This window comes from Pseudomonas sp. LAM2023 (assembly GCF_016620375.1).
Lineage (GTDB): Bacteria > Pseudomonadota > Gammaproteobacteria > Pseudomonadales > Pseudomonadaceae > Aquipseudomonas > Aquipseudomonas anuradhapurensis.
Genome location: NZ_JAENHV010000036.1, coordinates 626,980 through 651,485 on the forward strand (window position 1 = coordinate 626,980; position 24,506 = coordinate 651,485).

A 24,506-nucleotide genomic window follows, 5' to 3' on the forward strand; every position below is an offset into this window, starting at 1 on the left:
GTCACTTCCTCGGGTCGAAGGCATCGCGGGCGGATTCGCCGATGAACACCAGCAGGCTCAGCATCAGCGCCAGCACGGCGAAGGCGCTGATGCCCAGCCATGGCGCCTGCAGGTTGGACTTGCCCTGGGCAACCAGCTCGCCCAGCGACGGTGCGCCAGGCGGCAGGCCGAAACCGAGGAAGTCCAGCGCGGTGAGGGTGCCGATGGCGCCGGTGAGGATGAACGGCATGAAGGTCATGGTCGAGATCATGGCATTGGGCAGGATGTGCCGGTACATGATCGCGCCATTGCGCATGCCCAGGGCACGGGCGGCGCGCACGTATTCCAGGTTGCGCCCGCGGAGGAATTCGGCGCGTACCACGTCCACCAGGCTCATCCATGAAAACAGCAGCATGATGCCCAGCAGCCACCAGAAATTCGGCTGCACGAAACTGGCCAGGATAATCAGCAGGTACAGCACCGGCAGGCCGGACCAGACTTCCAAAAAGCGCTGCCCGGCCAGGTCGACCCAGCCACCATAGAAGCCCTGCAGGGCCCCGGCGATCACGCCAACGATGGAACTGAGCAGGGTCAGGGTCAGGGCGAACAGCACCGAAATACGGAAGCCGTAGATCACCCGTGCCAGCACGTCGCGGCCCTGGTCATCGGTGCCCAGCCAGTTGTCCGCCGACGGCGGCGCCGGGGCCGGTACACGCAGGTCGTAGTTGATGCTCTGGTAGCTGAACGGGATCGGCGCCCACAGCACCCAGCTGTCCTTCTTCGCCAGCAGGTCGCGGATGTACGGGCTCTTGTAGTTGGCCTCCAGCGGGAATTCGCCGCCGAAGGTGGTTTCCGGGTAGCGCTTGAACGCCGGGAAGTACCAGGCGCCGTCGTGGCGCACGGCAATCGGCTTGTCGTTGGCGATCAGCTCGGCGCCCAGGCTCAGGCCGAACAGGATCAGGAACAGCCACAGCGACCACCAGCCACGGCGGTTGGCCTTGAAGCGCTCGAAGCGCCGACGGTTGAGGGGGGACAAGGCCATGTCAGTGCTCCCGGCTGGCGAAGTCGATGCGTGGATCGACCAGGGTATAGGTCAGGTCGCCGATCAGTTTCACCACCAACCCCAGCAGGGTGAAGATGAACAGGGTGCCGAAGACCACCGGGTAGTCGCGGTTGATGGCCGCCTCGAAACTCATCAGGCCCAGGCCGTCGAGGCTGAAGATCACCTCGATCAACAACGAGCCGGTGAAGAAGATACCGATGAATGCCGAAGGGAACCCGGCGATCACCAGCAGCATGGCGTTGCGGAACACGTGGCCGTACAGCACGCGCGGTCGGCTCAGGCCCTTGGCCTTGGCGGTGACCACGTACTGCTTGTTGATCTCGTCGAGGAAGCTGTTCTTGGTCAGCAAGGTCATGGTGGCGAAGTTGCCGATGACCAGCGCGGTGATTGGCAGGACCAGGTGCCAGAAGTAGTCCAGCACTTTGCCGGTGGTGCTCAGCTCGTCGAAGTTGTTGGAGGTGAGGCCGCGCAACGGGAACCAGTCGAAGTAGCTGCCGCCGGCGAACAGCACGATCAGCAGAATGGCAAAGAGGAACGCCGGGATGGCATAGCCGACGATGATCGCCGAACTGGTCCACACGTCGAAGTGGCTACCGTGGCGTACGGCCTTGGCGATACCCAGCGGGATCGACACCAGGTACATGATCAGCGTGCTCCACAGCCCCAGCGAAATCGACACCGGCATTTTCTCGATGATCAGGTCGATGACCTTGGCATCGCGGAAGAAGCTGTCGCCGAAGTCCAGGCGGGCGTAGTTCTTGATCATGATCCACAGGCGTTCGGGCGCCGACTTGTCGAAGCCGTACATGCGCTCGATCTCGGCGACCAAGGCCGGGTCCAGGCCTTGGGCGCCGCGGTAGTTGGAACCGGCCACCGACACTTCGGCGCCGCCACCGGCAATCCGGCTGGTGGCGCCTTCGAAGCCTTCGAGCTTGGCGATCATCTGCTCGACCGGGCCGCCGGGGGCGGCCTGGACGATGATGAAGTTGATGATCAGGATGCCGAACAAGGTCGGGATGATCAGCAGCAGGCGGCGCAGGATATAGGCCAGCATCTCAGTTGGCCTCGTCCGCAGGGGTTGCGCTGACCGCCGGCGTCACGCCGGGCTTGATCCACCAGGTGTCGATGCCGATGTCGTACTTGGGCGATACCTTGGGGTGGCCGATGTGGTTCCAGTAGGCCACGCGCCAGGTCTTGATGTGCCAGTTGGGGATCACGTAGTAACCCCACAGCAACACGCGATCGAGGGCGCGGCAGTGGTCGATCAGGCTCTGGCGTGAATCGGCGTTGATCAATTGTTCCACCAATTGGTCGATGGCCGGGTCGCGCAGGCCGATGAAGTTGCGGCTGCCGGGGTTGTCGGCGGCAGCGCTGGACCAGAACTCGCGCTGCTCGTTGCCCGGCGAGTTGGACTGCGGGTAGCCGCCGACGATCATGTCGTAGTCGCGTGAACGCAGGCGAGTGATGTACTGGGACACGTCGACCCGGCGGATGTTCAGCTCGATACCGAGGTCGGCGAGGTTGCGCTTGAACGGCAGCAGGATGCGCTCGAACTCGGTCTGTGCCAGCAGGAACTCGATGCTCACCGGCTTGCCCTGGGCGTCGACCATCTTGTCATCGACGATTTTCCAGCCCGCTTCCTGCAGCAGCTTGTAGGCCTGGCGCTGCTGTTCGCGGATCATGCCGCTACCGTCGCTGACCGGGTTGTGGAAGGTCTCGCTGAATACTTGCTCGGGCACTTTGCCGCGCAGCGGCTCGAGGATTTTCAGCTCGCTGGGGCTGGGCAGGCCGCGGGCAGCCATTTCCGAGTTCTCGAAGTAGCTGCCGGTCCGGGTGTAGGCGCCGTTGAACAGCTGCTTGTTGGTCCACTCGTAGTCCAGCAGCAGGCTTAGCGCCTGGCGCACGCGGATATCCTGGAACACTGGGCGGCGGATGTTGAAGATGAAGCCCTGCATGCCGGTGGGATTGCCGTTGGGCAGCTCTTCCTTGATCAGGCGGCCGTCACGTACGGCCGGTATGTCGTACGCGGTGGCCCAGTTCTTCGCGCTGACCTCCAGCGCATAGTCGAACGCCCCTGCCTTCAATGCTTCGAGGGCGACCGTGGTGTCGCGGTAGGAATCGAAGGTCATCACATCGAAGTTGTAGAAGCCGCGGTTGATCGGCAGGTCCTTGGCCCAGTAATCCTTGACCCGCTCGTAGCGTATCGAGCGCCCGGCTTTCACTTCGGCGACCTTGTACGGGCCGCTGCCCAGCGGGATTTCCAGGTTGCCGCGGTTGAATTCGCGGGTTTCGTACCAGTGCTTGGGCAGTACCGGCAGCTGGCCGAGAATAAGCGGCAGCTCGCGGTTGTTGCGGTGCTTGAAGCGGAACAGCACCTTCAGCGGGTCTTCGGCGACCACTTCGGCAACGTCGGAGTAATACTGGCGGTACAGCGGCGCACCGTCCTTGATCAGGGCGTTGAAGGTGAATACCACATCGTCGGCGCGCATCGGGTGGCCGTCGTGGAAGCGTGCTTCGGGGCGCAGGTAGAAACGCACCCAGCTGTTGTCCGGGGCCTTCTCGATCTTGCCGGCCACCAGGCCGTATTCCGTGAACGGCTCATCCTGGCTCTGGCGCATCAGGGTGTCGTAGATGATGCTGATGTTCTCGGCCGACACGCCCTTGTTGATGAACGGGTTGAGGCTGTCGAAGCCGCCGAAGCTGGATTGGCGGAAGGTGCCGCCCTTGGGCGCGTCGGGGTTGACGTAGTCGAAGTGCTTGAAGTCGGCCGGGTATTTGGCTGGCTCGTCGTACAGGGTGAGTGCGTGTTGCGGTGCGGCCAGGGCGGGAAGGCTCAGGCAGGCAAGCAACAGGCTGCCGGCCAGCCGGCGCAGGCGGTGCGTTGGCATCATTGGGCTTTCTCCGAAGTCTTGATCCACCAGCTGTTCAGCCCGAGGGTGTAGGGCGGCGTGGTGACAAAAGCGAACCGGTTGCGGTAGGCCAGGCGATGATTATCGAGGTACCAGTTGGGGATCATGTAGTACTGCCATGACAGCACGCGGTCCAGGGCGCGGGCGGAGGCCACCTGGTCATCGCGGCTGCGGGCGGCGAGCAGGGTGTCGAGCAGGTGGTCGACCACCGGGTCGCGGACCCCAGCATAGTTCTTGCTGCCCTTGGTCGTGGCCTGGCTGGAGTGGAAGTACAGCCACTGTTCAAGGCCAGGGCTCAGGGTCTGGTTCAGGGTCATCAGGATCATGTCGAAATCGAACTGGTCCAGGCGCTGTTTGTACTGGGCGCGGTCGACGGTACGCAAATGTGCATCGATGCCGATGCTGGCCAGGTTTTCCACATAAGGCTGCAGGATGCGTTCAAGGTTGGGGTTGACCAACAGCAGCTCCATGCGCAGTTGCTGGCCCTTGCTGTTGACCAGGCGCTGGCCATCGAGCTTCCAGCCGGCTTCGGCGAGCAGGCCGAGGGCCTGGCGCAGGGTCTGGCGGCCGATGCCGCGGCCATCGGTCTGGCTGACCTTGTACGGTTCGCTGAACAGCCTGGCCGGCAACTGGTCGCGGAACGGTGCCAGCAGCAGCCATTCCTTGCCGGTGGGCAGGCCGCTGGCGGTGAAATCGCTGTTGGGGTAGTAACTGGTCGAGCGGCGGTAGGCGCCGCTGAACAGCGCGCGGTTGGTCCACTCGAAGTCGAGCATCAGCCCCAATGCCTGGCGCACCCGTGGGTCGCTGAAGGTCGCCCGCCGGCTGTTCATGAACAAGCCCTGGGTCTGGGTCGGGATGCGGTGCGGGATCTGCGCCTTGATCACCTCGCCACGGCGCACGGCGGGGAAGTTGTAACCGTTGGCCCAGTTCTTTGCCTGGTGCTCGATATAGATGTCGAACTCGCCGGCCTTGAACGCTTCGAAGGCCACCGTGGCATCGCGATAGAACTCATATTCGACGCGGTTGAAGTTGTACTTGCCACGGTTCACCGCCAGGTCCTTGCCCCAGTAGTTCTTCACCCGCTCGAACACCAGCCGGCGCCCGGGCTGGACCTCGGTGATGCGGTAGGGGCCGCTGCCCAGCGGCGGCTCGAAGGTGGTGGCCTTGAAGTCGCGCGTTTGCCAATAGTGTTTGGGCAGTACCGGCATCTCGCCCAGGCGCAGGATCAGCAGCGGGTTGCCGGCGCGCTTGAACACGAAGCGGATGCGCAGCGGGCCGAGGATATCCACCCGCTGCACTTCCTGCAGGTTGGTGCGGTAGATCGGGTGGCCGTCCTTGAGCAGCGTGCGATAGCTGAAGGCCACGTCTGCCGAGGTGATCGGCTTGCCGTCGTGCCAGCGGGCTTCCGGGCGCAGGTTGAACACCACCCAGCTGCGGTCCTCGCTGTACTCCACCGAACGCGCGATCAGGCCGTAGCTGGAGGTCGGCTCGTCGCCGGACGGGTCGTACTGGCCGGTGCCGACCATCAGCGGCTCGTTCAGCTCGCTGATGCCGTATTGCTGGAAATTGGGCGTGGTAATCGGGCTCGACCCCTTGAAGGTGTAGGGGTTGAGGGTGTCGAAGGTGCCGAAGGCCATCGCCCGCAAGGTGCCGCCCTTGGGCGCATGCGGGTTGACCCAGTCGAAATGGGTGAATGTGGCTGGGTACTTGAGCGTGCCGAACTGCGCGTATCCGTGGCTTTCGCTCACCATCGCGGCTGCGGGAAAGCTCAAGGCCAGGCTGAGTGAAAGCAGGAGGGGACGTATCAAGTCGGCATCCGATCCAGAGGCGTTGGGCTTTGATCGGGGTACAGTAACAGCTTGGTGGGGTTGGAAAAAGAGAGGTTTTGAAGGTGGGGTGGGCGAGCTTGCCTGCTTCTGCCTAACGGGCATGACGCGGTAGCTGACCTGCGCCCTTGATCTTGAACACCTGTCCATCATTGGGGCGCAGTTCAAGCTGTAGGAGCGGCCTTGTGTCGCGACAGGGCTGCGCAGCAGCCCCAGCGATATCGGCATCACCTTCAATGATCTGGGGCTGCTGCGCAGCCCTGTCGCGACACAAGGCCGCTCCTACAGCTACCGGTCAATGCTGCAGGCGAGGATCAATGCGAGAGGTAGACGGTCAGGGTCTGGCCTGGCTTCAGGGCGTGACCGCTACGCGGGTTCCAGCGCTTGAGGTGTTGCATTTCAACGTTGAAGCGCTTGGCCACCAGGTACAGCGAGTCGCCCTTGCGCACCTTGTATTGGGTGGAACGCTTGCCGGATGCCGCTACCCGGTTGGCAGCCGCGCTTGGCGCATTGCCCCCGCGCAGGGCCAGCACCTGGCCGGCGCGTACGCTATTGCCGGAGAGCCGGTTCCAGCGCTTGATGTCCTTGACCGAAACGCGGTTGGCCTTGGCAATGCTGCCCAGGTTGTCGCCGCGCTTGACCCGGTAGCTGCGCGCCGCCACCGGTGCCTGGGCTTCGGCCACGGCACGGGCGAACACGGCCTGGTTCGGCTGCAGGCTGACCAGTTGCTCGGGCTTGAGGTTGGACAGGCTGTCGCTCAGCAGCTGCGCTTTTGCGGTCGGCACCAGCAGTTGTTGCGGGCCGTCCACGGTCATGCGTTTCTTGTACGCCGGGTTGAGCTGGATCAGCTCGTCTTCGTCGATGTTGGCGAAGGCGGCCACACGCGACAGGTCGAGGCGGTCGTTGATGGCCACCGCCTCGAAGTAGGGTTCGTTGGCGATCGGGTTGAGGTTCACGCCATAGGCTTCCGGCGTCAGCACCACCTGCGACAAGGCCAGCAGCTTGGGCACGTAGTCGCGGGTTTCCTGGGGCAGCGGCAGGTTCCAGTAGTCGGTCGGCAGGCCGAGCCGTTCGTTGCGTTCGATGGCGCGGCTGACCGTGCCTTCGCCGGCGTTGTAGGCGGCCAGGGCCAGCAGCCAGTCACCGTTGAACATGTCGTGCAGGCGGCTGAGGTAGTCCAGCGCGGCGTTGGTCGAGGCGGTCACGTCGCGACGGCCATCGTAGAAGTTGGTCTGGCGCAGGTTGAAATGACGACCGGTGGACGGGATGAACTGCCACATGCCCGCGGCGTGGGCGCGCGAGTAGGCCATCGGGTTGTAGGCGCTTTCGATGGCTGGCAGCAGGGCCAGTTCCAGCGGCATGTCGCGCTCTTCAAGGCGCTCGACAATGTAGTGCAGGTAGAGGCTGCCGCGCTCGCCGGCGGTTTCGATGAAGCTCGGGTTGCTGGCGAACCACAGGCGCTGCTGTTCGATGCGCGGGTTGACGTCGATGTTGTCCTGCAGGGCAAAGCCCTGGCGCATGCGTTCCCACACGTCCTGTGGCGGCTGCTCGGCCGGCTTGACCTGCAACGGGGATGGCTTGTGCTTGATCCGTGCTTGGTAGTTGTGCGCGCGAACGCTATCGGATTCGTCGAGCTGACGGGTGCTCTGGCAGCCCACTAGGGTGGCGGCCAGGGCCAGCGCACTGATTTGGGCCAGGCGCGTCAGGGCGACGGAATGAGAGGTTCTGCGGCTACGTGAAGACATCGGCTGACACAGGTTTCCGGGCGAAAAATTTCGGCGATTCTAGAAACCGCTCCGGGCCGGGTCAACCGTTGAGCCTCGCTTGCGATATATCTTGGGGTTATCAGAAGCCGTCCTTCCAAGACCTCAAGGCAGCAAAAACAGCGACATGCGAGGGGTTTGATTGTCCCTTCCATTCGTCTGCTTTTTGTTTAACTAATGTTTCAGAGGTGCGCAGGAAGGGGTTGGTCAGGCGTTCCAGGCCGATCGTTGATGGCAAGCTGATGCGATTGTCGGCGCGCAAGCGGGCAACGTCAGCGAACCGTTGCTGAACATGCTGGTTGCCCGGTTCCACCGCCTGGGCGAAGCGCAGGTTGCTCAGGGTGTATTCGTGGGCGCAGTACACTTCGGTGGACGCGGGGAGCGCCGCCAGCCGAGCCAGGGCCGGCTGCATCTGTTCGGCGGTACCCTCGAACATGCGTCCGCAACCGGCGGCGAACAGGGTGTCGCCACTGAACAGCACGGGCGTTGCCGGCTGGTCGCTGAAGTAGGCGATATGGCCGAGGGTGTGGCCGGGCACTGCCAGTACCTGGAAGGTCACATCCAGCACGGCCACCTGGTCGCCGTCGTCCAGCGCCAGGTCACGGCAGGGAATGCGTTCCCGGGCCGGGCCGCACACCCGCGCCCCGGTCAGTTGCTTGAGCCGTTCCACGCCGCCGACGTGGTCATTGTGATGGTGGGTGACGAGGATGTCGCTCAGCACCCAGCCCGGGTGCGCCGACAGCCAGCCTTCCACTGGGCCGGCATCTCCCGGATCGACCACCGCGCAGCGGCGTTTGGCAGTATCCTGTAACAACCAGATGTAGTTGTCGGAGAAAGCGGGGAGAGCATCGATCTGTATCATGGTGCGGATCCGATTCGCCTAGCGTGGCACATGAGGGCATCTTAGCCGCGATGGCGCGGTGCGAGAACCTTCGAGGGAGAGCGCAATGACCGACCAAGCCTTTGCCCAGGCCGACCCGGACTGGGTCAAGCTGATCAGCCTGGCCCGTGAGTGGTTCAACGGCCCACTCGGCCAGCTGATGCTCAAGGAGGAGGAAAAACTGCTGGAAGAAGAGCTCGGGCGCTTCTTCGGCGGTTACCTTGTCCACTATGGGCCATGCGCCGAGCCGCCACCCAGCGCCCCGCAGGTGCAGCGCAACGTGCGCCTGGGCGCGCCGCTGCCAGGGGTGGAGATCGTCTGTGAAGAACAGGCCTGGCCGCTGAGCGAGCACGCCGCCGACGTGGTGGTGCTGCAGCATGGCCTGGATTTCAGCCTGTCGCCTCATGGCTTGCTGCGCGAGGCGGCCAGCGCGGTGCGCCCTGGCGGGCACCTGCTGATCGTCGGCATCAACCCGTGGAGCAGTTGGGGCGTGCGCCACCTGTTCAGCCATGGCGCCTTGCGCAAAGCCCGCTGCATCTCGCCTTCGCGGGTGGGGGACTGGCTCAACCTGCTGGGCTTCGCGCTGGAGAAACGCCGCTTCGGGTGCTATCGTCCGCCGCTTGCCTCTGCCGCCTGGCAGCAGCGCCTGGCGGGCTGGGAACGCCTGGCTGGGGGCTGGCAGGGTTCCGGTGGCGGCGTCTACCTGCTGGTGGCGCGCAAGATGGTGGTAGGCCTGCGGCCGCTGCGCCCTGAACGTCGCGAACCGATGGGCAAGCTGCTGCCGCTGCCGCTGGCCAAGGTCAACCGCACAGCGGTCAATCCGGACACTGAAAAGCACTGAACATGAGTAGTACATGAGCGAAAGCGTCGAGATGTTTACCGATGGTGCCTGCAAGGGCAACCCTGGCCCGGGCGGCTGGGGAGTCCTTATGATCTACAAGGGCGTCGAAAAGGAACTGTGGGGCGGCGAACGCGAAACCACCAACAACCGCATGGAACTGATGGCGGCGATCCAGGGGCTGATGGCGCTCAAGCGCGAATGCGAGGTGGTGCTGACCACTGACTCACAGTACGTGATGAAGGGCATCAATGAATGGATGGCCAACTGGAAGAAGCGCGGCTGGAAGACCGCGAGCAAGGAGCCGGTGAAGAACGCCGACCTGTGGCAGCTGTTGGATCAGCAGGTCAACCGCCACAAGGTGTCCTGGAAATGGGTACGCGGGCATATCGGCCACCCCGGCAACGAACGCGCCGACCAGCTGGCCAACCGCGGGGTCGATGAGGTGCGCGCGCAGCGCTGAGCTGGGGTACAATCGCCGCCTTTGTAACTGATGCAAGTTGGAGCGCCCTGCGTGGAGCAGCAGCAAGATAAGCGGTTTGTCATTCTCGATACCGAAACCACGGGTATGCCGGTCAGCGAAGGCCACCGGATCATCGAGATCGGCTGTGTCGAGGTGATCGGTCGGCGCCTGACCGGGCGGCATTTCCACGTCTACCTGCAGCCGGACCGCGAGAGTGACGAGGGCGCCATCAACGTCCACGGCATCACCGATGCCTTCCTGGTCGGCAAGCCACGCTTCGCCGATGTCGCCGAGGAATTCTTCGAATTCATCCAGGGCGCCACGCTGGTCATCCACAACGCGGCGTTCGACGTTGGCTTCATCAACAACGAGTTCGCCCTGCTGGGCCAGCACGAGCGCGCGGACATTTCGCAGCACTGCACCGTGCTGGACACCCTGCTGCTGGCACGCGCGCGCCACCCGGGGCAGCGCAACAGCCTCGATGCCCTGTGCAAACGCTACGATATCGACAACTCGGGCCGTGAGCTGCACGGCGCACTGCTCGACTCGGAACTGCTGGCTGACGTCTACCTGGCGATGACCGGTGGCCAGACCAGCCTGTCGCTGGCGGGCCACGGCGCTGACGCCGACGGTGACGGGCAGGCGGCTGGCGGCAGCGAGATCCGCCGGATTGTCGGGCGTACGCCCGGGCCGGTGATCATGGCCACTGCCGAGGAGCTGGAAGCGCATGCCGAGCGCCTGGCAGCGATTGCCAAGTCGGCCGGTGGGCCCTCGATGTGGCAGGTTCTAACCGAGACGCCAGCCGGTTGATAGCCTGCTGGTGGGCGATGCGGTCGCTGTAGGAGCGGCCTTGTGTCGCGAAAGGGCCGCAAAGCGGCCCCGGGCTTTCGGTTTGAATGCAAAAACTGTTGGGGCCGCGTTGCGCCCCTTCGCGACACAAGGCCGCTCCTACAGCTAACCTCATTGGGACGCCACGTCCTTCGGAGGTAGCCACCTGATGTACAAGGACCTCAAGTTCCCCATCCTCATCGTCCATCGTGCCATCAAGGCCGACAGCGTCGCCGGCGAGCGTGTGCGTGGTATCGCCGAGGAGCTGAGCCAGGACGGCTTTACCGTCATCAAGGCTGCCGACCACGCTGAAGCGCGCCTGGTGGTCACCACCCACCACGGCCTGGCCTGCATGCTGATCGCCGCCGAAGGCGTCGCCGAAAATACCCACCTGCTGCAGAACATGGCCGAGCTGATCCGCCTGGCTCGCCTGCGGGCGCCCAACCTGCCGATCTTCGCCCTCGGCGAACAGGTCACCCTGGAAAATGCCCCCGCCGAAGCCATGAGCGAACTCAACCAGCTGCGCGGCATTCTCTACCTGTTCGAAGACACGGTGCCGTTTCTCGCGCGCCAGGTAGCGCGTGCGGCGCACAGCTACCTCGATGGCTTGCTGCCGCCGTTCTTCAAGGCCCTGGTGCAGCATACCGCGCAATCCAACTATTCCTGGCACACGCCGGGCCACGGCGGTGGCGTGGCCTACCGTAAAAGCCCGGTGGGCCAGGTCTTCCACCAGTTCTTCGGGGAAAACACCCTGCGCTCGGACCTGTCGGTTTCGGTGCCCGAACTGGGCTCGCTGCTCGACCACACCGGCCCCCTGGCCGCAGCCGAGGCCAGGGCGGCGCGCAACTTCGGTGCCGATCACACGTTCTTCGTCATCAATGGCACCTCCACCGCCAACAAGATCGTCTGGCACGCCATGGTCGGCCGTGACGACCTGGTACTGGTGGACCGCAACTGCCACAAGTCGGTGGTGCATGCGATCATCATGACTGGCGCGATCCCGCTGTACCTGTGCCCCGAGCGCAACGAACTGGGCATCATCGGGCCGATCCCGCTCAGTGAATTCAGCTCGGCGTCGATCCAGGCGAAGATACAGGCCAACCCGCTTGCACGCGAACGCGGGCAGCGCATCAAGCTGGCGGTGGTGACCAACTCCACCTACGACGGCCTGTGCTATCACGCCGGGCTGATCAAGCAGACCCTGGGTGCCAGTGTCGAGGTGCTGCACTTCGACGAGGCCTGGTTCGCCTACGCGGCGTTCCACGGCTTCTTCACCGGGCGCTATGCCATGGGCACGGCCTGCGGCGCAGACAGCCCGCTGGTGTTCAGCACCCATTCCACCCACAAGCTGCTGGCCGCGTTCAGCCAGGCCTCGATGATTCACGTGCAGGACGGCGCCAGGCGCCAGCTGGACCGTGACCGCTTCAACGAAGCGTTCATGATGCACATTTCCACCTCGCCGCAGTACAGCATCCTTGCCTCGCTGGATGTCGCCTCGAGCATGATGGAGGGCCCGGCCGGGCATTCGCTGTTGCAGGAGATGTTCGACGAGGCCCTGAGCTTTCGCCGCGCCCTGGCCAACCTGCGCGAGCACATTGCCGCAGACGACTGGTGGTTCAGCATCTGGCAGCCGCCGGGCGCCGAAGGCATCCACCACCTGGCCGCGCAGGACTGGCTACTGCAGCCGGGCGCGGAGTGGCATGGGTTTGCCGAAGTGACCGATGACTATGTGCTGCTCGACCCGCTGAAAGTGACGCTGGTAATGCCTGGCCTGAGTGCTGGCGGTGCGCTGGGCGAACATGGCATCCCGGCGGCGGTGGTCAGCAAGTTTCTCTGGGAGCGCGGGCTGGTGGTGGAAAAAACCGGCTTGTACAGCTTCCTGGTGCTGTTCTCCATGGGCATTACCAAGGGCAAGTGGAGCACATTGCTCACCGAGTTGCTGGAGTTCAAACGCCACTATGACGGCAATACACCACTAAACGACTGCCTGCCCAGCGTAATGGCTGCCGATGCGTCCCGCTACCAGGGCATGGGCTTGCGCGAGCTGTGCGACCAGTTGCATGGCTGCTACCGCGCCAATGCCACGGCCAAGCAACTGAAGCGGCTGTTCACCCGCTTGCCGGAAGTGGCCGTGAGCCCGGCCAGGGCCTATGACCTGATGGTGCGCGGCGAGGTGGAGGCGGTACCGATCGAGGCGCTGTCGGGGCGGGTGGCGGCGGTGATGCTGGTGCCCTACCCGCCGGGCATTCCCTTGATCATGCCAGGGGAACGGTTCACCGAAGCGACCCGCTCGATACTCGACTACCTGGCCTTTGCCCGGGCGTTCAACCAGGGCTTCCCCGGCTTTGTCGCCGACGTGCACGGCCTGCAGAACGACAGTGGCTGCTACACGGTGGACTGCATCAAGGAATGCGAATGATCTCGACGCCGCTGCGGGCCAGTTCGAAGCGGTTTTCACCCAGGTGGTTGACCTTGTCACCGATGGCCAGGCGGTAGGTGGTGATGGGCGCGCCCAGCGTGCTGCCGTCCACTTGCAGGGTCGACTCCTGGAACTCGTGCACGGGGTAGATGCGGCCTTCGGCGTCACGGGCGTGGAATTGGCCGACCATTACTGCTGCCATTTGGGTGAAAACCTCTGAATTGCGTAGGGAATGTCTGAACGGATAGACCGTGGAACCGCGTTGGAAGTTTTCGTCCTGCGGAAAAAAAACCAAAGTGGCGAACGACGGTCATCTATAACTACAACGTCCCTTTACCCAGCAAAGGTTGGAATTGCCATGACCCAGGTGTATTCGGTAGCAGTCGTCGTCGGTAGCTTGCGCAAGGACTCCTACAACCGCAAGGTTGCCCGCGCGCTCTCGGAGCTGGCGCCGTCCAGCCTGGCGCTGAAGATCGTCGAGATCGGTGACTTGCCGTTGTACAACGAGGATGTCGAGGCCGATGCGACACCGCCATCGTGGAAGCGTTTTCGCGATGAGATCCGCCGCAGCGATGCGGTGCTGTTCGTCACCCCGGAATACAACCGTTCGGTGCCGGGCTGCCTGAAGAACGCCATCGATGTCGGCTCGCGGCCCTACGGGCAAAGTGCCTGGAGTGGCAAACCGACGGCGGTGGTCAGTGTGTCGCCGGGGGCCATTGGTGGCTTTGGCGCCAACCATGCCGTGCGCCAGTCGCTGGTTTTCCTGGACATGCCTTGTATGCAGATGCCCGAGGCCTACATTGGTGGGGCGGCGAGCCTGTTCGATGATGCCGGCAAGCTCAACGACAAGACTCGGCCATTCCTGCAGGGTTTCATCGACAAGTTTGCTTCGTGGGTGAAGTTGAACAGGGCGGTTTGACCTGCCTTCAGCCATCAGCGCTGAGCGCACGACCGCTGTAGGAGCGGCCTTGCGTCGCGAACGGGCTGCGCAGCAGCCCCACAATTTCAGCATCGTAACGTGAATTGCCGGGGCTGCTGCGCAGCCCTTTCGCGACGCAAGGCCGCTCCTACAACGGCGGTTCAGCGGAAGCTGTAGGAAACCCCGGCATATACTGCAAACCCTTCACCCGGTGTCGAGCGGGCAACGTCCTTGCCTGCATCGTTGTAGCCGGGTGTGACCGTTGCCGCATAGCGCTGGTTGGTCAGGTTGCGCAGGTCTAGCCAGGTCTGCCAGTCCTGTTTCGGTGAATTCCAGCCAAGGCGCGTGCCGAGCAAGGCATAGGCGTCGGCGTGGAAGCTGTTGGCGTAGTCCACCTGCACCTTCGACGCCATTTGCGTATTCACCCCCGCGTAGAAGCCACTTGGCCAGTCATAGCGCAGCTCGGCCTGGTAGTAGTGCATCGGGATGCCGGGCAGGCGGTTGTCGCCGAACTGGTCGTCGTCGCGGTAGTGGAAGTCACTGAACGTGTAGGCCTGGCGCAAGCTGAGCCTGCCAGTCCCGGCGCGTTCCCACAGCGTGCTGTCGAGGCCGGCTTCCAGCCCCTGGTGCACGGTGGCGCTGGCGTTGAATTCCTTGGCCGGGGCGCCTTGCATGATTTCCACGGCGAGCAGTTCATGGCGGACCTGCGCGTAGTACCAGACCAAGTCCCAATGGCCTATTGCCGCATCGCCGCGCGCACCCAGTTCCAGGGTGGTGGCGGTCTGGTTCTGCATTTCGATCGGCTGGTAGGCGGTTGGCGCACTCCAGATCAGCGACCAGGGATGTGGCGGTTCGACCGAGCGGCTCAGGTTGCCGTACACCTGCAAGTCCGGGCGGATGTCATAGCGCAGCCCCAGGCGAGGTGCATAGTCCCAGTCATGCATGCTCACCTTGCCGCCCTCGGCAGGGTAGGTGACCGCGCTTTCGCGGCGGGTGTAGATCATCGCCAGGCCGCTGGTCAGCCACAGGTCCGGGACCAGCTCCAGGTCGTTGCCGAAATGCACCACGGTGTCCGAACCCTGGTAGGTGAAGTCTCGGCTGCGTGCACCGAACATATCGCCAGTGCGCGCGAACTGCGAAGCGCCACTGTTGGGCAGGTGCTTGGTGGTGCGCCAGCCGACGGTGGTCTTGCTGTCATGGCCGAACAGCGTGTCGCGGCGGAAGTAGTTCAGGGTGCCGCTGACATCGGTGTAGGCCACCTTCAGGCGCATCGGGCCTTCGCGCAGGTCCATCGGGTAGTCATGGTAGACCAGGCCGGCTTCCAGGCGTGCATCGTCGTCGAGGTAGAAGGTGGTCTTGTTGCCCAGCCAGGTGCTGCCCGGCTGGGGGCGGCTGTCATCGCGGGCCAGGTAGTTCGGGTTGGCAGCGCGCGGGTGATGCTTGATCTGCTCCTTGGTCAGGCGCCCGGGCAGTTGGTTCTCGGTTTCCCGGTAGCGCAGGTAGAAGCGGGTTTCCAGGTCAGGGTTGAAACGGTAGCCAAAGTTGGCGGCAACGCCCTTCGCACTGCCGCTGCTGTGCGCCTGGTAGCCGTCATATTCGGAATCGGTCAAGGCCAGGTAATAGTCGAGATTGCCCACTACCTGGCCCGAGCTGACCTGGCGGTGCTGGTAGCCACGGCTGCCGACTTCGTAGCGCACCTGCAGCGGCGCGGCGTCGTAGCCGCTGTGGGTGATGTAGTTGAGCGCTCCGCCCAGGGCCAGCGCGCCATGGTCGAAGCCATTGGCGCCGCGCAGCACTTCGGCACGGCTCAGCCACAGCGGCTCGAACAGTTCGTAGGGGGTACCGCCCGGGCCGGTCAGGGGCAGGCCGTCGAACATCGTGTACACCCCGGAGCCATGGGCCCCTGGGGCGCGGTTGATGCCCGAGCCGCGGATCGACAACTTGATGCCATCGTTGCCCGCCGACTGGGCGAATACCCCCGGCTGGTAGGCCAGCACGTCCTGGTTGCTGGCGAGCCGGCCCTGTCCGGCACGCTGCATGTCCACCAGGTTACTGGCCCCTGGCACCTCGCGCAGGCGTTCGCTGGCTGCGCTCAGGTCATTCTGCTCTTCGTCGGTGATCAGCACCTGGTCCAGTTCGACCGAGGAGGCTGCAGCAGGCTGGTTGGCAGCCAAGGCAGCCAGCAGGCCGAGGCAGGACGATAGGGGCAAAACGCAACGCATGGTACGACTCCAGGTGACAGGGCAAATGACAACGGCGTTGAGACGAGCGAAATTGCCCTTGAAGCACGAAGAAATCCGGCTAATTTGCCGCAGGTTTCACCAGGTGGTTTTGTACGAAAGTTCGCTACAAGCCGCAGTGGTGGAGCCGCACGGCAGGCGCTTCGTAAGGTGGCCGCAGACCGGCAGCGATGCCTCTCTCAATCACCTGCGGAGTTCAAACATGAATGACCACGCACGACATTCGCAGCACCCCCTGGCGGACGCCCCGGTTCGCCTGACGCCACGTGAACAGCAAGTCCTGTTGTGGTGCGCCTACGGCAAGAGTTCCTGGGAAATCGGCCAGATCCTGGCGTGCAAGGAATCGACGGTGAACTTTCACGTGTCGAACATCCTGCGCAAGTTCGATGTGCCCACACGGGTGGCAGCAGTGATCAAGGCCATTCGCTACGGCATGTTGGCCGAGCAGTGAGGGGCGAACATGGGCAGTGATCCTCTGTTTCCACGTTTTGCCGACAGCCATGACCCGTTCTGGCCTCGCATAGACCTCAGCAGCCTGCGCGAGCGGCTGCTGCTGCAGCCGTCGGTCAGCGAAACCGCACTGGCAGTGGCCGCCCGTTGCGCGGTCATCGACGCGGCACGCGAGTTCGCCCATTGGCGAGCGGTGCTGCGCAGGCGAGGTTACAAGCGCCTCGACGACGTCGCCAGGCATGACCATGGGCGCGCCTTGCGGGTGTGCTACTTGCGCTTTATCGAGGCTGCGGTCCGCTACAACCTGGGGTCGACGGCGTGCTTGCCCACTGTATGTCGAGGGCGCAGCCATGCCTGAAGCCGAGCTGTTCGACACGCCGTGCGCCGCGCTCGTGGCGTTGCTGGAAGTGGATGGCGATGTGTTGTTCGCCGCGCTGCTCGGCGCACTGCTGGTGAGTGCGGCGCGTGACCGGTTGATCACCAATACCGCCAGGCGCCTGAAATTGGGCCACAAGCTGCTGCTGGTATTCGTCACCGTCGGGGTGGGCCACTTGTTCGAGCCGCTGGTGTCGTCACTGACGCCCTTGTTGACACCTGGCATGGCGGCATTCGTGGCTGCGGTGGTGGTGATCCCGATCAGCCTCAAGGTCATGGTCTGGCTGGATACACTGGACCCGCGCGAGCTCATCCAGCGCTGGCGGAACCGGGGCTAGCCGGTGGCGGATCCGGCCAGCGCATTCAATTGCTGTTCCAGTTGCTGGATGCGTTGCTTGTCCTTGATCAGCAGCAGGATGGCCTGGCGATCAGCCGGCGCTAGCGTGCGTAGCCGCGTGAGCACGTCTTGCTCCCAGTCGGCGTCATGCAGGGCTGTGGTGACGGGGGCGGCTTCGCCCAGCAGCAGCCAGTCCAGCGAGCAACCATGTTGCCGGGCCAGGTCTACGCACAGCGAATAGGGAATGCTGTCGCGCACCTTCCAGCTGCTCAGGGTCTGCGGGCTGATCGACAGCTTGCGCGAGAGCTCGGCATCGGTCTTGGCGCCGGTCAGAAGCTTGAGGCGGGTGAGCACTGCAGCAAGTACATGAGTACTCATAACAGATATCCATGACTGGTTTAAAGATATTCCATGGGCTTAAACTACTCTTTATGAATACAGCCCTGCATTTTAAGGAGCATTTCTGCAATGAGAAACATTGAACTGAAGAATAATCTCAACTTTGCAGCCAATACTGACACAGCTGAACGATTATTCTTAGAGAGCCTGGCGGTGAATCATGCTTGCAGGTACTTGCCGTGAGTACCTACAAGCTGGTTTGCCCGCATTGCCACAGCCGGATGCGCATACGCACCAGCGAAGGGCGCCATATTTTCCTGCGCATTGCCTATTTGCAATGCACAACCGAGGCGTGTGGCTGGTCAGTGCGTGCCGAATTCGAAATGACCCACGAACTCTCACCCAGCGGCATGCCCAACCCGGAAGTTTACCTGCCTTCGGCCAATGGTGAGTTGCGCAGGGCGGCGTTGCCGACGGTAACCCAGGGAGCTGCTGATGAATGAGCTGCCACTGGACCCGATGGAACGACCTGCAGCGAAAACAAGGCAGATAAAAAAACACCCCGCATGAGCGGGGTGTCTTGTTTTGCCGGGGCGATCAGCCGATCAGTTGCAGGCCCGCCTGCTGGACCATTTCCAGCAGTGGTTGCGGGTACACGCCAAGCACGAAGGCGAGAATGGCGATGGCCAGCAGCATCACGCCGCCAGTGCGCTGTTCCCACTTCAGCGGGGCGTCGTGGCGACGCAGGTTCGGCTCGACCAGGTACAGGGTGACCATGACGCGCAGGTAGTAGTAGACGCCGATCGCGCTACCGATCACCAGCGCACCGACCAGCCACCACAGGTGCGACTCGACGCCAGTGGCGATGATGTAGAACTTGCCGATGAAGCCGGCGGTCAGCGGGATACCGGCCAGCGACAGCATCATCACGGTCAGCACCGCGGTCAGGTACGGGCGGCGCCAGAACAGGCCGCGGTACTCGTACAGCGCATCGGCGTCACGGCCGCCGTATGGCGACGACATCAGGGTGATGACACCGAACGCGCCAAGGCTGGTGATCACGTAGGTGACCAGGTACACGCCCATGGCTTCCAGGGCCAGGCCCTTGCTGGCAACCAGGGCGATGACCAGGTAGCCGAAGTGGGCGATGGACGAGTAACCGAGCAGGCGCTTGAGGTTGCTCTGGGTCAGTGCCAGCAGGTTACCGATCAGGATCGAGGCCACGGCAATCACCGCCAGCACGGTGCTCAGCACGCCGCTGCTGGCAGCAGGGGAGAGCATGAACAGGCGTACCACCACGGCGAACACCGCCACCTTGCTGGCGGTGGCCAGGAACGCGGCGACCGGCGCCGGGGCGCCTTCGTAGACGTCCGGGGTCCACAGGTGGAACGGTACCAGCGACAGCTTGAAGGCCAGGCCGACCAGCATCATCGCCAGGCCCAGCTGGGCCAGCAGGCTTGGCATGCTGGTGGCGGCCAGGGCCTTGCCGATCTGGTCGAAGCTCAGGCTGCCGGCGTCGGCGTACAGCAGGGCCATGCCGAACAGCAGGAACGCCGAGCCGGCAGCCGACAGCACCATGTACTTGATGCCGGCCTCGAGCGAGCGCTTGTTGAAGAAGGCATATGCCACCAGGCCGTAGACCGGTACCGACAGCAGCTCCAGGCCGATGAACAGGCCGGCCAGGTGGTTGGCGCTGACCAGCACCAGGCCGCCGAGGGCCGACATCAGCAGCAGCAGGTAGAGTTCTTCACGGTTGCCCGGGAAGCCCTTGGAGCCTTCGCCGAGGTAGGCGTGGGCGAGGGTGACGCAAGCCAGCGTCGCCACCAGCATGATCGCCATGTACAGGCAGGCGAACTTGTCGATGGTCACCAGCGAGGTGACCGCCAGCGGCGCGACCTTCAGCGCCGGCAGGATCGACAGCAGGGCCAGGTTGAGGCCCACGGTGGACAGCAGGAAGGTCTGCGAGTGGTTGCGCTTCCAGGCGATCGCCAGCATCACCACCACCGTGGTGATGGTGGTGATCAGCATCGGCGCCAATGCGATGAAGTGTTGAGTGGTGAATTCCATAGCGCTCTTACCGGGCCGAAGCGAGTTGAGTGAAAGCGGAACCGAGCCACTGCTGCACACCACTCATGGTGGCGGCAGAGGTGTCGAGGAACGGCTGCGGATACACGCCCAGCAGGATCAGCAGTACTGCCAGACCCAGGACCATGATCAGCTCGCGACCGTCCATGCCGGCCAGCACGTTGTCGGCCTTGGCCGGGCCGAAGTAGGCGCGGTGGATCATGATCAGCGAGTACACCGAACCGAACACCAGGCCAGTGGTGGCGATCACGGTGATCCACGGCACGCTGGCGAAGCTGCCGATCAGGATCAGGAATTCGCCGACGAAGTTGCCGGTGCCGGGCAGGCCCAGGGAGGCGGCGGCGAAGAACAGGCTGATGGCCGGCAGGTAGGCGATGCGGTGCCACAGGCCGCCCATTTCGCGCATGTCACGGGTGTGCAGGCGCTCGTACAGCTGGCCGGCCAGGATGAACAGCGCGGCAGCCGACAGGCCGTGGGCCAACATCTGGATCACCGCGCCTTGCAGGGCCTGCTGGCTGCCGGAGTAGATACCGATCAGCACGAAGCCCATGTGCGAGACGCTGGAGAAGGCCACCAGGCGCTTGATGTCGGTTTGCGCGAAGGCCAGGAAGGCACCGTAGAAGATACCGATCAGGCCCAGGGTCATGGCGATTGGCGCGAACTCGGCCGAGGCATTCGGGAACAGCGGCAGGGCGAAGCGCAGCAGGCCGTAGGCCGCGGTCTTCAGCAAGATACCAGCGAGGTCCACCGAACCTGCGGTCGGCGCCTGGGCGTGGGCGTCAGGCAGCCAGGAGTGGAACGGCACCACCGGCAGTTTCACCGCGAAGGCGATGAAGAAGCCCAGCATCAGCAGGTACTCGGTACCGGCTGGCAGTTCGGCTTTCAGCAGGTCGCTGTAGTTGAAGGTGATCACCCCGGTGTTGGTGTAGTTGACCAGCACCAGGCCAAGGATCGCCACCAGCATGATCAGGCCGCTGGCCTGGGTGAAGATGAAGAACTTGGTCGCCGCGTAGATCCGGGTCTTCTTGCCGTCTGCCGAGCTGTGACCCCAGAGCGCGATGAGGAAGTACATCGGCACCAGCATCATTTCCCAGAAGAAGAAGAACAGGAACAGGTCCAGGGCCAGGAACACACCGACCACGCCGCCGAGGATCCACATCAGGTTGAGGTGGAAGAAGCCGACGTGGCGCTGGATTTCCTTCCAGGAGCACAGTACCGACAGCACACCGAGCAGGCCGGTGAGCAGGATCATCAGCAGCGACAGGCCGTCGAGGGCCAGGTGGATGCTGATGCCGAAGCGCTGGATCCACTGGACTTTGTATTCCAGGGCCCAGGCCGGCTCGGCGCCCGGAGCGGGGGCGAGGGTGTAGTCGCCGTTAGCCCACAGCCACAGGCCGATGCCGAGCAGCAGGGACATGGTCAGCAGCGCGATCCAGCGCGGCAGAGTGGCGCCGAAGCGCTCACCCAGCCAGCACAGGAAGCCGCCGATGAAGGGGATCAGGATCAGCCAAGGCAAAATCATGACGGGTTGGTTTCCTTTGGCAAAGTCGCAAGATTCATAGTCATACCGCAGCCACTACCACGGCACCGAGCACCAGCACGGCACCCACGGCGATAGAGGCGGTGTACCAGCGCAGCTGGCCAGTCTCGGTCTTGCTCATGGCGACGTGGCCGCCACGCGCCATCCGAGGAATCAGGCCGATGGTGCGGTCAACCGGGTCCTTGCGCAGGATATGGCTGATCAGCAGGTACGGTTTGACAAAGAGCTTGTCGTAGATCCAGTCGAAGCCCCAGGCAGCGAACCACCAGGCCGACAGGACACGGCCGATGCCACTGTTGGCCACGGCGCTGACGAAGCGGCGCTTGCCCAGGAACAGCAGGGCCGACAGCAGGATACCGGCGATGGCGATGGCACCCGAGGTGATCTCCAGCGCGTGCTTGGCTTCGCCACCGGCGTGGCCGGCGCTTTCCGGCAGCACGCCTGCCAGCGGCGGGGTGATCCAGGCGCCGACGAAGGTCGACAGCACGATCAGCACGCCCAGCGGCAGCCAGTGGCTGATGCCGTGGCCGGCGTGGGCTTCGGTCTTGGCTTCGCCGTGGAAGGCGATGAAGATCAGGCGGAAGGTGTACAGCGAGGTCATGAACGCGCCGACCAGGCCGGCATACAGCAGGCCGGTGTTGCCGCTGGCGAAGGCTTCCCAGAGGATCTCGTCCTTGGAGTAGAAGCCCACGGTCACGATCGGCAGGGCGGCCAGGGCAGCACCACCGACCACGAAGCTGGCGTAGGCCAGCGGCAGTTTCTTCCACAGGCCGCCCATCTTGAAGATGTCCTGCTCGTGGTGGCAGGCAACGATCACCGCACCGGAAGCCAGGAACAGCAGGGCCTTGAAGAAGGCGTGGGTCATCAGGTGGAAGATCGCCGCGTCCCAGGCACCCACGCCCAGGGCCAGGAACATATAGCCGATCTGGCTCATGGTCGAGTAGGCGAGGATACGCTTGATGTCGGTCTGCACCAGCGCGGCGAAGCCGGCCAGTACCAGGGTCACGCCACCGACCACGCCGACCAGGTGCAGGATGTCCGGGGCCAGCAGGAACAGGCCGTTGGTACGGGCGATCAGGTACACGCCCGCGGTCACCATGGTTGCCGCGTGGATCAGTGCCGAGACCGGAGTGGGGCCGGCCATCGCGTCGGCCAGCCAGGTCTGCAGTGGCAGCTGCGCCGATTTACCGACCGCACCACCCAGCAGCATCAGCGTGGCCAGGACCATCCAGGTGTCGCCAGCCTGGAACTTCTGCGGAGCCAGCACCAGCAGCTGCTGCACGTTCAGGGTACCCAGCTGGGCGAACAGGATGAACAGGCCGATGGCCATGAACACGTCGCCGATGCGGGTGACGATGAAGGCCTTGAGTGCCGCGTTACCGTTGTTGCGGTTGCTGTAGTAGAAACCGATCAACAGGTACGAGCACAGGCCCACGCCTTCCCAGCCGAAGTAGATGAACAGCAGGTTATCGCCCAGCACCAGGAACAGCATGCTGGCGATGAACAGGTTGGTGTACGCGAAGAAGCGCGAGTAACCGGCTTCGCCACGCATGTACCAGGAGGCGAACAGGTGGATCAGGAAGCCGACACCGGTGACCACGCCGAGCATGGTCACCGACAGGCCGTCCAGGTACAGGGTGAAGTTCGGCGCGAAGCCGTCCACCGACATCCACTGCCACAGCAGCTGGCTGTACGCGCCGCCTTCCGGCGGGGCAACGTTGAATTGCCAGATGACGTAGGCAGCCACGGCGGCCGACAGGCCCACCGAGCCGACGCCGATCAGGGCCGACAGGTTCTCCGAGAAGCGCCCGCGCGAGAACGACAGCAGCAGGAAGCCAAGGAGGGGGAAGACGAAAGTCAGGAAGAGAAGGTTCATCCGCGCATCTCACTGGCAGCATCGATGTCGAGAGTGTGGAAGCGGCGATACAGCTGCAGCAGGATGGCCAGGCCGATACTGGCCTCGGCGGCCGCCAGGCTGATCACCAGAATGAACATCACCTGGCCGTCGGGCTGGACCCAACGGGCACCGGCGACGATGAACGCCAGGGCAGAGGCGTTCATCATGACTTCCAGGCTCATGAGCACGAAGAGGATGTTGCGGCGGACCATCAGGCCAACCAGACCTAAGCAGAACAGGATGCCGGCGACCGCCAGACCATGCTCGAGAGGGATAGCACCCATGATTTACTCCTTCGCCTCGTTGCGGCCCAGGTGGAAGGCGGTGACGGCTGCAGCCAGCAGCAGCATCGAAGCCAGTTCGACCACCAGCAGGTACGGGCCGAACAGGCTGATGCCCACGGCTTTCGGGCCCACGGTGGTACCGCTGATGGCGGCGCCGCTCGGGGCGACGAACAGCACGTACAGCAGCTCCAGCAGCAGCAGGGCGGCGAGGATCACCGGCCCGGCCCAGATGCCGGGCTTGAGCCAGCCGCGTTCCTGGGCGACCGAAGCCGGCCCGAGGTTGAGCATCATCACCACGAACACGAACAGCACCATGATGGCGCCGGCGTAGGCGATCACTTCCAGGGCGCCGGCGAACGGCGCACCCAGGGCGAAGAAGATCATGGCCACGGAAATCAGCGAAATGATCAGGTAAAGCAAGGCGTGCACGGGGTTGGTACCGGTCACCACCCGAAGGGTGGAGAGCACGGCGATCCCGGATGCGAAGTAGAAAGCGAATTCCATCTTTCTGTCCTTATGGGAGCAAGCTCTTCACGTTGATCGGCTCGGCTTCGTTCTGCGCAGCGCCTTTCGGCTTGCCAGCGATCGCCATACCCGCAACACGGTAGAAGTTGTAGTCAGGGTTCTTGCCGGGGCCGGAGATCAGCAGATCTTCTTTCTCGTACACCAGGTCCTGACGCTTGAACTCGGCCATTTCGAAATCCGGAGTCAGCTGGATCGCGGTGGTCGGGCACGCTTCTTCACACAGGCCGCAGAAGATGCAGCGCGAGAAGTTGATGCGGAAGAACTCCGGGTACCAGCGGCCGTCCTCGGTCTCGGCCTTCTGCAGCGAGATGCAGCCGACCGGGCAGGCCACCGCGCAGAGGTTGCACGCCACGCAGCGCTCCTCGCCATCGGGGTCGCGGGTGAGGACGATGCGGCCGCGGTAGCGCGGCGGCAGGTACACGGGTTCTTCGGGGTACTGCAGGGTATCGCGCTTGCGGAACCCGTGGGAGAACACCATGGCCAGGCTGCGCAGCTGGGTGCCGGTGCCCTTAACGATGTCGCCGATATACTTGAACATGGGTCAAAT

General features: G+C 63.7%; 24 protein-coding genes. 9 read left to right on the plus strand and 15 right to left on the minus strand.

The features are described 5' to 3' along the window. Position 1: 1 nt before the first annotated feature. From JKP78_RS22525 to gloB, 6 genes are all read right to left on the minus strand, one after another. Positions 2-1,021 (minus strand): ABC transporter permease, encoded by a 1,020-nt coding sequence (locus JKP78_RS22525; RefSeq protein ID WP_200627677.1) that lies wholly within the window; start codon positions 1,019-1,021, stop codon positions 2-4. 1 nt (position 1,022) lies between these two features. Next, on the minus strand, positions 1,023-2,096 hold the full coding sequence (locus JKP78_RS22530; RefSeq protein WP_186688148.1) for a microcin C ABC transporter permease YejB: 1,074 nt from the start codon (positions 2,094-2,096) through the stop codon (positions 1,023-1,025). Between the two features lies 1 nt (position 2,097). Beyond that, complete coding sequence (locus JKP78_RS22535; RefSeq protein WP_186688146.1) at positions 2,098-3,933, minus strand: extracellular solute-binding protein; 1,836 nt, start codon at positions 3,931-3,933, stop codon at positions 2,098-2,100. Next, entirely contained in the window at positions 3,930-5,759 is a 1,830-nt protein-coding gene (locus JKP78_RS22540; RefSeq protein ID WP_200627678.1) for an extracellular solute-binding protein, read from the minus strand. The genes JKP78_RS22535 and JKP78_RS22540 overlap by 4 nt, the downstream gene beginning before the upstream one ends. Positions 5,760-6,091: 332 nt before the next feature. Further along, the gene (locus JKP78_RS22545; RefSeq protein ID WP_186686768.1) at positions 6,092-7,522 is read right to left on the minus strand and encodes a lytic transglycosylase domain-containing protein; all 1,431 of its coding nucleotides are present in this window, start codon (positions 7,520-7,522) and stop codon (positions 6,092-6,094) included. A 100-nt stretch (positions 7,523-7,622) separates the two neighbouring features. Continuing rightward, entirely contained in the window at positions 7,623-8,402 is a 780-nt protein-coding gene (gene gloB / locus JKP78_RS22550) for a hydroxyacylglutathione hydrolase (RefSeq protein ID WP_186686782.1), read from the minus strand. An 85-nt stretch (positions 8,403-8,487) separates the two neighbouring features. On the opposite strand from gloB, the gene JKP78_RS22555 reads away from it, so the two are divergent. The 4 genes from JKP78_RS22555 (at position 8,488) to JKP78_RS22570 (ending at position 12,968) form a co-directional block, all read left to right on the plus strand. After that, positions 8,488-9,261 carry a class I SAM-dependent methyltransferase gene (locus JKP78_RS22555; RefSeq protein ID WP_186686785.1) on the plus strand — a complete coding sequence of 258 codons (774 nt, stop codon included), beginning with the start codon at positions 8,488-8,490 and terminating at the stop codon, positions 9,259-9,261. A gap of 13 nt (positions 9,262-9,274) precedes the next feature. Beyond that, on the plus strand, positions 9,275-9,721 hold the full coding sequence (gene rnhA, locus JKP78_RS22560) for a ribonuclease HI (RefSeq protein WP_186686789.1): 447 nt from the start codon (positions 9,275-9,277) through the stop codon (positions 9,719-9,721). 51 nt (positions 9,722-9,772) lie between these two features. Continuing rightward, positions 9,773-10,531 (plus strand): DNA polymerase III subunit epsilon, encoded by a 759-nt coding sequence (gene dnaQ / locus JKP78_RS22565; protein ID WP_200627679.1) that lies wholly within the window; start codon positions 9,773-9,775, stop codon positions 10,529-10,531. Between the two features lie 187 nt (positions 10,532-10,718). Next, complete coding sequence (locus tag JKP78_RS22570) at positions 10,719-12,968, plus strand: Orn/Lys/Arg decarboxylase N-terminal domain-containing protein (protein WP_200627680.1); 2,250 nt, start codon at positions 10,719-10,721, stop codon at positions 12,966-12,968. Here the strand turns inward: JKP78_RS22570 and JKP78_RS22575 are convergent. Beyond that, positions 12,952-13,170, minus strand: a complete 219-nt coding sequence (locus JKP78_RS22575; protein WP_186674756.1) for a hypothetical protein — start codon at positions 13,168-13,170, stop codon at positions 12,952-12,954. The two genes, JKP78_RS22570 and JKP78_RS22575, sit on opposite strands and share 17 nt — an antisense overlap. Before the next feature lie 156 nt (positions 13,171-13,326). Between JKP78_RS22575 and JKP78_RS22580 the strand changes: the two genes are divergently transcribed. Further along, entirely contained in the window at positions 13,327-13,887 is a 561-nt protein-coding gene (locus JKP78_RS22580) for an NADPH-dependent FMN reductase (RefSeq protein WP_186686795.1), read from the plus strand. A 161-nt stretch (positions 13,888-14,048) separates the two neighbouring features. Here the strand turns inward: JKP78_RS22580 and JKP78_RS22585 are convergent, their stop codons facing one another. Continuing rightward, entirely contained in the window at positions 14,049-16,109 is a 2,061-nt protein-coding gene (locus JKP78_RS22585) for a TonB-dependent receptor family protein (RefSeq protein ID WP_186686797.1), read from the minus strand. A 220-nt stretch (positions 16,110-16,329) separates the two neighbouring features. Between JKP78_RS22585 and JKP78_RS22590 the strand changes: the two genes are divergently transcribed. Genes JKP78_RS22590 through JKP78_RS22600 form a run of 3 tightly spaced genes read left to right on the plus strand, consistent with a single transcriptional unit; the run spans position 16,330 to position 17,290 of the window. After that, entirely contained in the window at positions 16,330-16,578 is a 249-nt protein-coding gene (locus JKP78_RS22590; RefSeq protein ID WP_186686799.1) for a helix-turn-helix domain-containing protein, read from the plus strand. A gap of 9 nt (positions 16,579-16,587) precedes the next feature. Further along, the gene (locus JKP78_RS22595; protein ID WP_200627681.1) at positions 16,588-16,935 is read left to right on the plus strand and encodes a head completion/stabilization protein; all 348 of its coding nucleotides are present in this window, start codon (positions 16,588-16,590) and stop codon (positions 16,933-16,935) included. Further along, positions 16,928-17,290, plus strand: a complete 363-nt coding sequence (locus tag JKP78_RS22600) for a hypothetical protein (protein WP_200627682.1) — start codon at positions 16,928-16,930, stop codon at positions 17,288-17,290. Before JKP78_RS22595 ends, JKP78_RS22600 begins: the two co-directional genes overlap by 8 nt. Here the strand turns inward: JKP78_RS22600 and JKP78_RS22605 are convergent. Continuing rightward, positions 17,287-17,667, minus strand: a complete 381-nt coding sequence (locus JKP78_RS22605; RefSeq protein WP_200627683.1) for a helix-turn-helix domain-containing protein — start codon at positions 17,665-17,667, stop codon at positions 17,287-17,289. The two genes, JKP78_RS22600 and JKP78_RS22605, sit on opposite strands and share 4 nt — an antisense overlap. A gap of 200 nt (positions 17,668-17,867) precedes the next feature. Between JKP78_RS22605 and JKP78_RS22610 the strand changes: the two genes are divergently transcribed. Beyond that, a complete protein-coding gene (locus JKP78_RS22610; RefSeq protein WP_170030750.1) occupies positions 17,868-18,131 on the plus strand; it encodes an ogr/Delta-like zinc finger family protein in 264 nt (87 codons plus the stop codon). Between the two features lie 94 nt (positions 18,132-18,225). On the opposite strand, the gene nuoN is transcribed toward JKP78_RS22610, so the two are convergent. From nuoN to nuoI, 6 genes are read right to left on the minus strand one after another with little or no spacing between them, the layout of a single operon-like run. Then, on the minus strand, positions 18,226-19,695 hold the full coding sequence (nuoN, locus tag JKP78_RS22615; protein WP_170030748.1) for an NADH-quinone oxidoreductase subunit NuoN: 1,470 nt from the start codon (positions 19,693-19,695) through the stop codon (positions 18,226-18,228). A gap of 7 nt (positions 19,696-19,702) precedes the next feature. After that, positions 19,703-21,235 (minus strand): NADH-quinone oxidoreductase subunit M, encoded by a 1,533-nt coding sequence (nuoM, locus tag JKP78_RS22620; RefSeq protein WP_186686804.1) that lies wholly within the window; start codon positions 21,233-21,235, stop codon positions 19,703-19,705. 40 nt (positions 21,236-21,275) lie between these two features. Then, a complete protein-coding gene (nuoL, locus tag JKP78_RS22625; RefSeq protein WP_186686806.1) occupies positions 21,276-23,129 on the minus strand; it encodes an NADH-quinone oxidoreductase subunit L in 1,854 nt (617 codons plus the stop codon). Next, positions 23,126-23,434 (minus strand): NADH-quinone oxidoreductase subunit NuoK, encoded by a 309-nt coding sequence (nuoK, locus tag JKP78_RS22630; protein WP_008096201.1) that lies wholly within the window; start codon positions 23,432-23,434, stop codon positions 23,126-23,128. The genes nuoL and nuoK overlap by 4 nt, the downstream gene beginning before the upstream one ends. Before the next feature lie 3 nt (positions 23,435-23,437). Further along, positions 23,438-23,938: an NADH-quinone oxidoreductase subunit J gene (nuoJ, locus tag JKP78_RS22635; RefSeq protein ID WP_170030742.1), complete on the minus strand. Its 501-nt coding sequence runs from the start codon at positions 23,936-23,938 to the stop codon at positions 23,438-23,440. 10 nt (positions 23,939-23,948) lie between these two features. After that, the gene (gene nuoI / locus JKP78_RS22640; protein ID WP_016488223.1) at positions 23,949-24,497 is read right to left on the minus strand and encodes an NADH-quinone oxidoreductase subunit NuoI; all 549 of its coding nucleotides are present in this window, start codon (positions 24,495-24,497) and stop codon (positions 23,949-23,951) included. Between the last annotated feature and the right edge of the window lie 9 nt (positions 24,498-24,506).

Bases quoted from the DNA above. Each gene is read 5' to 3' on its own strand.
- JKP78_RS22525 (WP_200627677.1), bottom strand. From the start codon at position 1,021: ATGGCCTTGTCCCCCCTCAACCGTCGGCGCTTCGAGCGCTTCAAGGCC.
- JKP78_RS22530 (WP_186688148.1), bottom strand. From the start codon at position 2,096: ATGCTGGCCTATATCCTGCGCCGCCTGCTGCTGATCATCCCGACCTTG.
- JKP78_RS22535 (WP_186688146.1), bottom strand. From the start codon at position 3,933: ATGATGCCAACGCACCGCCTGCGCCGGCTGGCCGGCAGCCTGTTGCTT.
- JKP78_RS22545 (WP_186686768.1), bottom strand. From the start codon at position 7,522: ATGTCTTCACGTAGCCGCAGAACCTCTCATTCCGTCGCCCTGACGCGC.
- gloB (WP_186686782.1), bottom strand. From the start codon at position 8,402: ATGATACAGATCGATGCTCTCCCCGCTTTCTCCGACAACTACATCTGG.
- JKP78_RS22555 (WP_186686785.1), top strand. From the start codon at position 8,488: ATGACCGACCAAGCCTTTGCCCAGGCCGACCCGGACTGGGTCAAGCTG.
- rnhA (WP_186686789.1), top strand. From the start codon at position 9,275: ATGAGCGAAAGCGTCGAGATGTTTACCGATGGTGCCTGCAAGGGCAAC.
- JKP78_RS22570 (WP_200627680.1), top strand. From the start codon at position 10,719: ATGTACAAGGACCTCAAGTTCCCCATCCTCATCGTCCATCGTGCCATC.
- JKP78_RS22575 (WP_186674756.1), bottom strand. From the start codon at position 13,170: ATGGCAGCAGTAATGGTCGGCCAATTCCACGCCCGTGACGCCGAAGGC.
- JKP78_RS22580 (WP_186686795.1), top strand. From the start codon at position 13,327: ATGACCCAGGTGTATTCGGTAGCAGTCGTCGTCGGTAGCTTGCGCAAG.
- JKP78_RS22585 (WP_186686797.1), bottom strand. From the start codon at position 16,109: ATGCGTTGCGTTTTGCCCCTATCGTCCTGCCTCGGCCTGCTGGCTGCC.
- JKP78_RS22590 (WP_186686799.1), top strand. From the start codon at position 16,330: ATGAATGACCACGCACGACATTCGCAGCACCCCCTGGCGGACGCCCCG.
- JKP78_RS22595 (WP_200627681.1), top strand. From the start codon at position 16,588: ATGGGCAGTGATCCTCTGTTTCCACGTTTTGCCGACAGCCATGACCCG.
- JKP78_RS22600 (WP_200627682.1), top strand. From the start codon at position 16,928: ATGCCTGAAGCCGAGCTGTTCGACACGCCGTGCGCCGCGCTCGTGGCG.
- JKP78_RS22605 (WP_200627683.1), bottom strand. From the start codon at position 17,667: ATGAGTACTCATGTACTTGCTGCAGTGCTCACCCGCCTCAAGCTTCTG.
- nuoN (WP_170030748.1), bottom strand. From the start codon at position 19,695: ATGGAATTCACCACTCAACACTTCATCGCATTGGCGCCGATGCTGATC.
- nuoM (WP_186686804.1), bottom strand. From the start codon at position 21,235: ATGATTTTGCCTTGGCTGATCCTGATCCCCTTCATCGGCGGCTTCCTG.
- nuoL (WP_186686806.1), bottom strand. From the start codon at position 23,129: ATGAACCTTCTCTTCCTGACTTTCGTCTTCCCCCTCCTTGGCTTCCTG.
- nuoK (WP_008096201.1), bottom strand. From the start codon at position 23,434: ATGGGTGCTATCCCTCTCGAGCATGGTCTGGCGGTCGCCGGCATCCTG.
- nuoJ (WP_170030742.1), bottom strand. From the start codon at position 23,938: ATGGAATTCGCTTTCTACTTCGCATCCGGGATCGCCGTGCTCTCCACC.
- nuoI (WP_016488223.1), bottom strand. From the start codon at position 24,497: ATGTTCAAGTATATCGGCGACATCGTTAAGGGCACCGGCACCCAGCTG.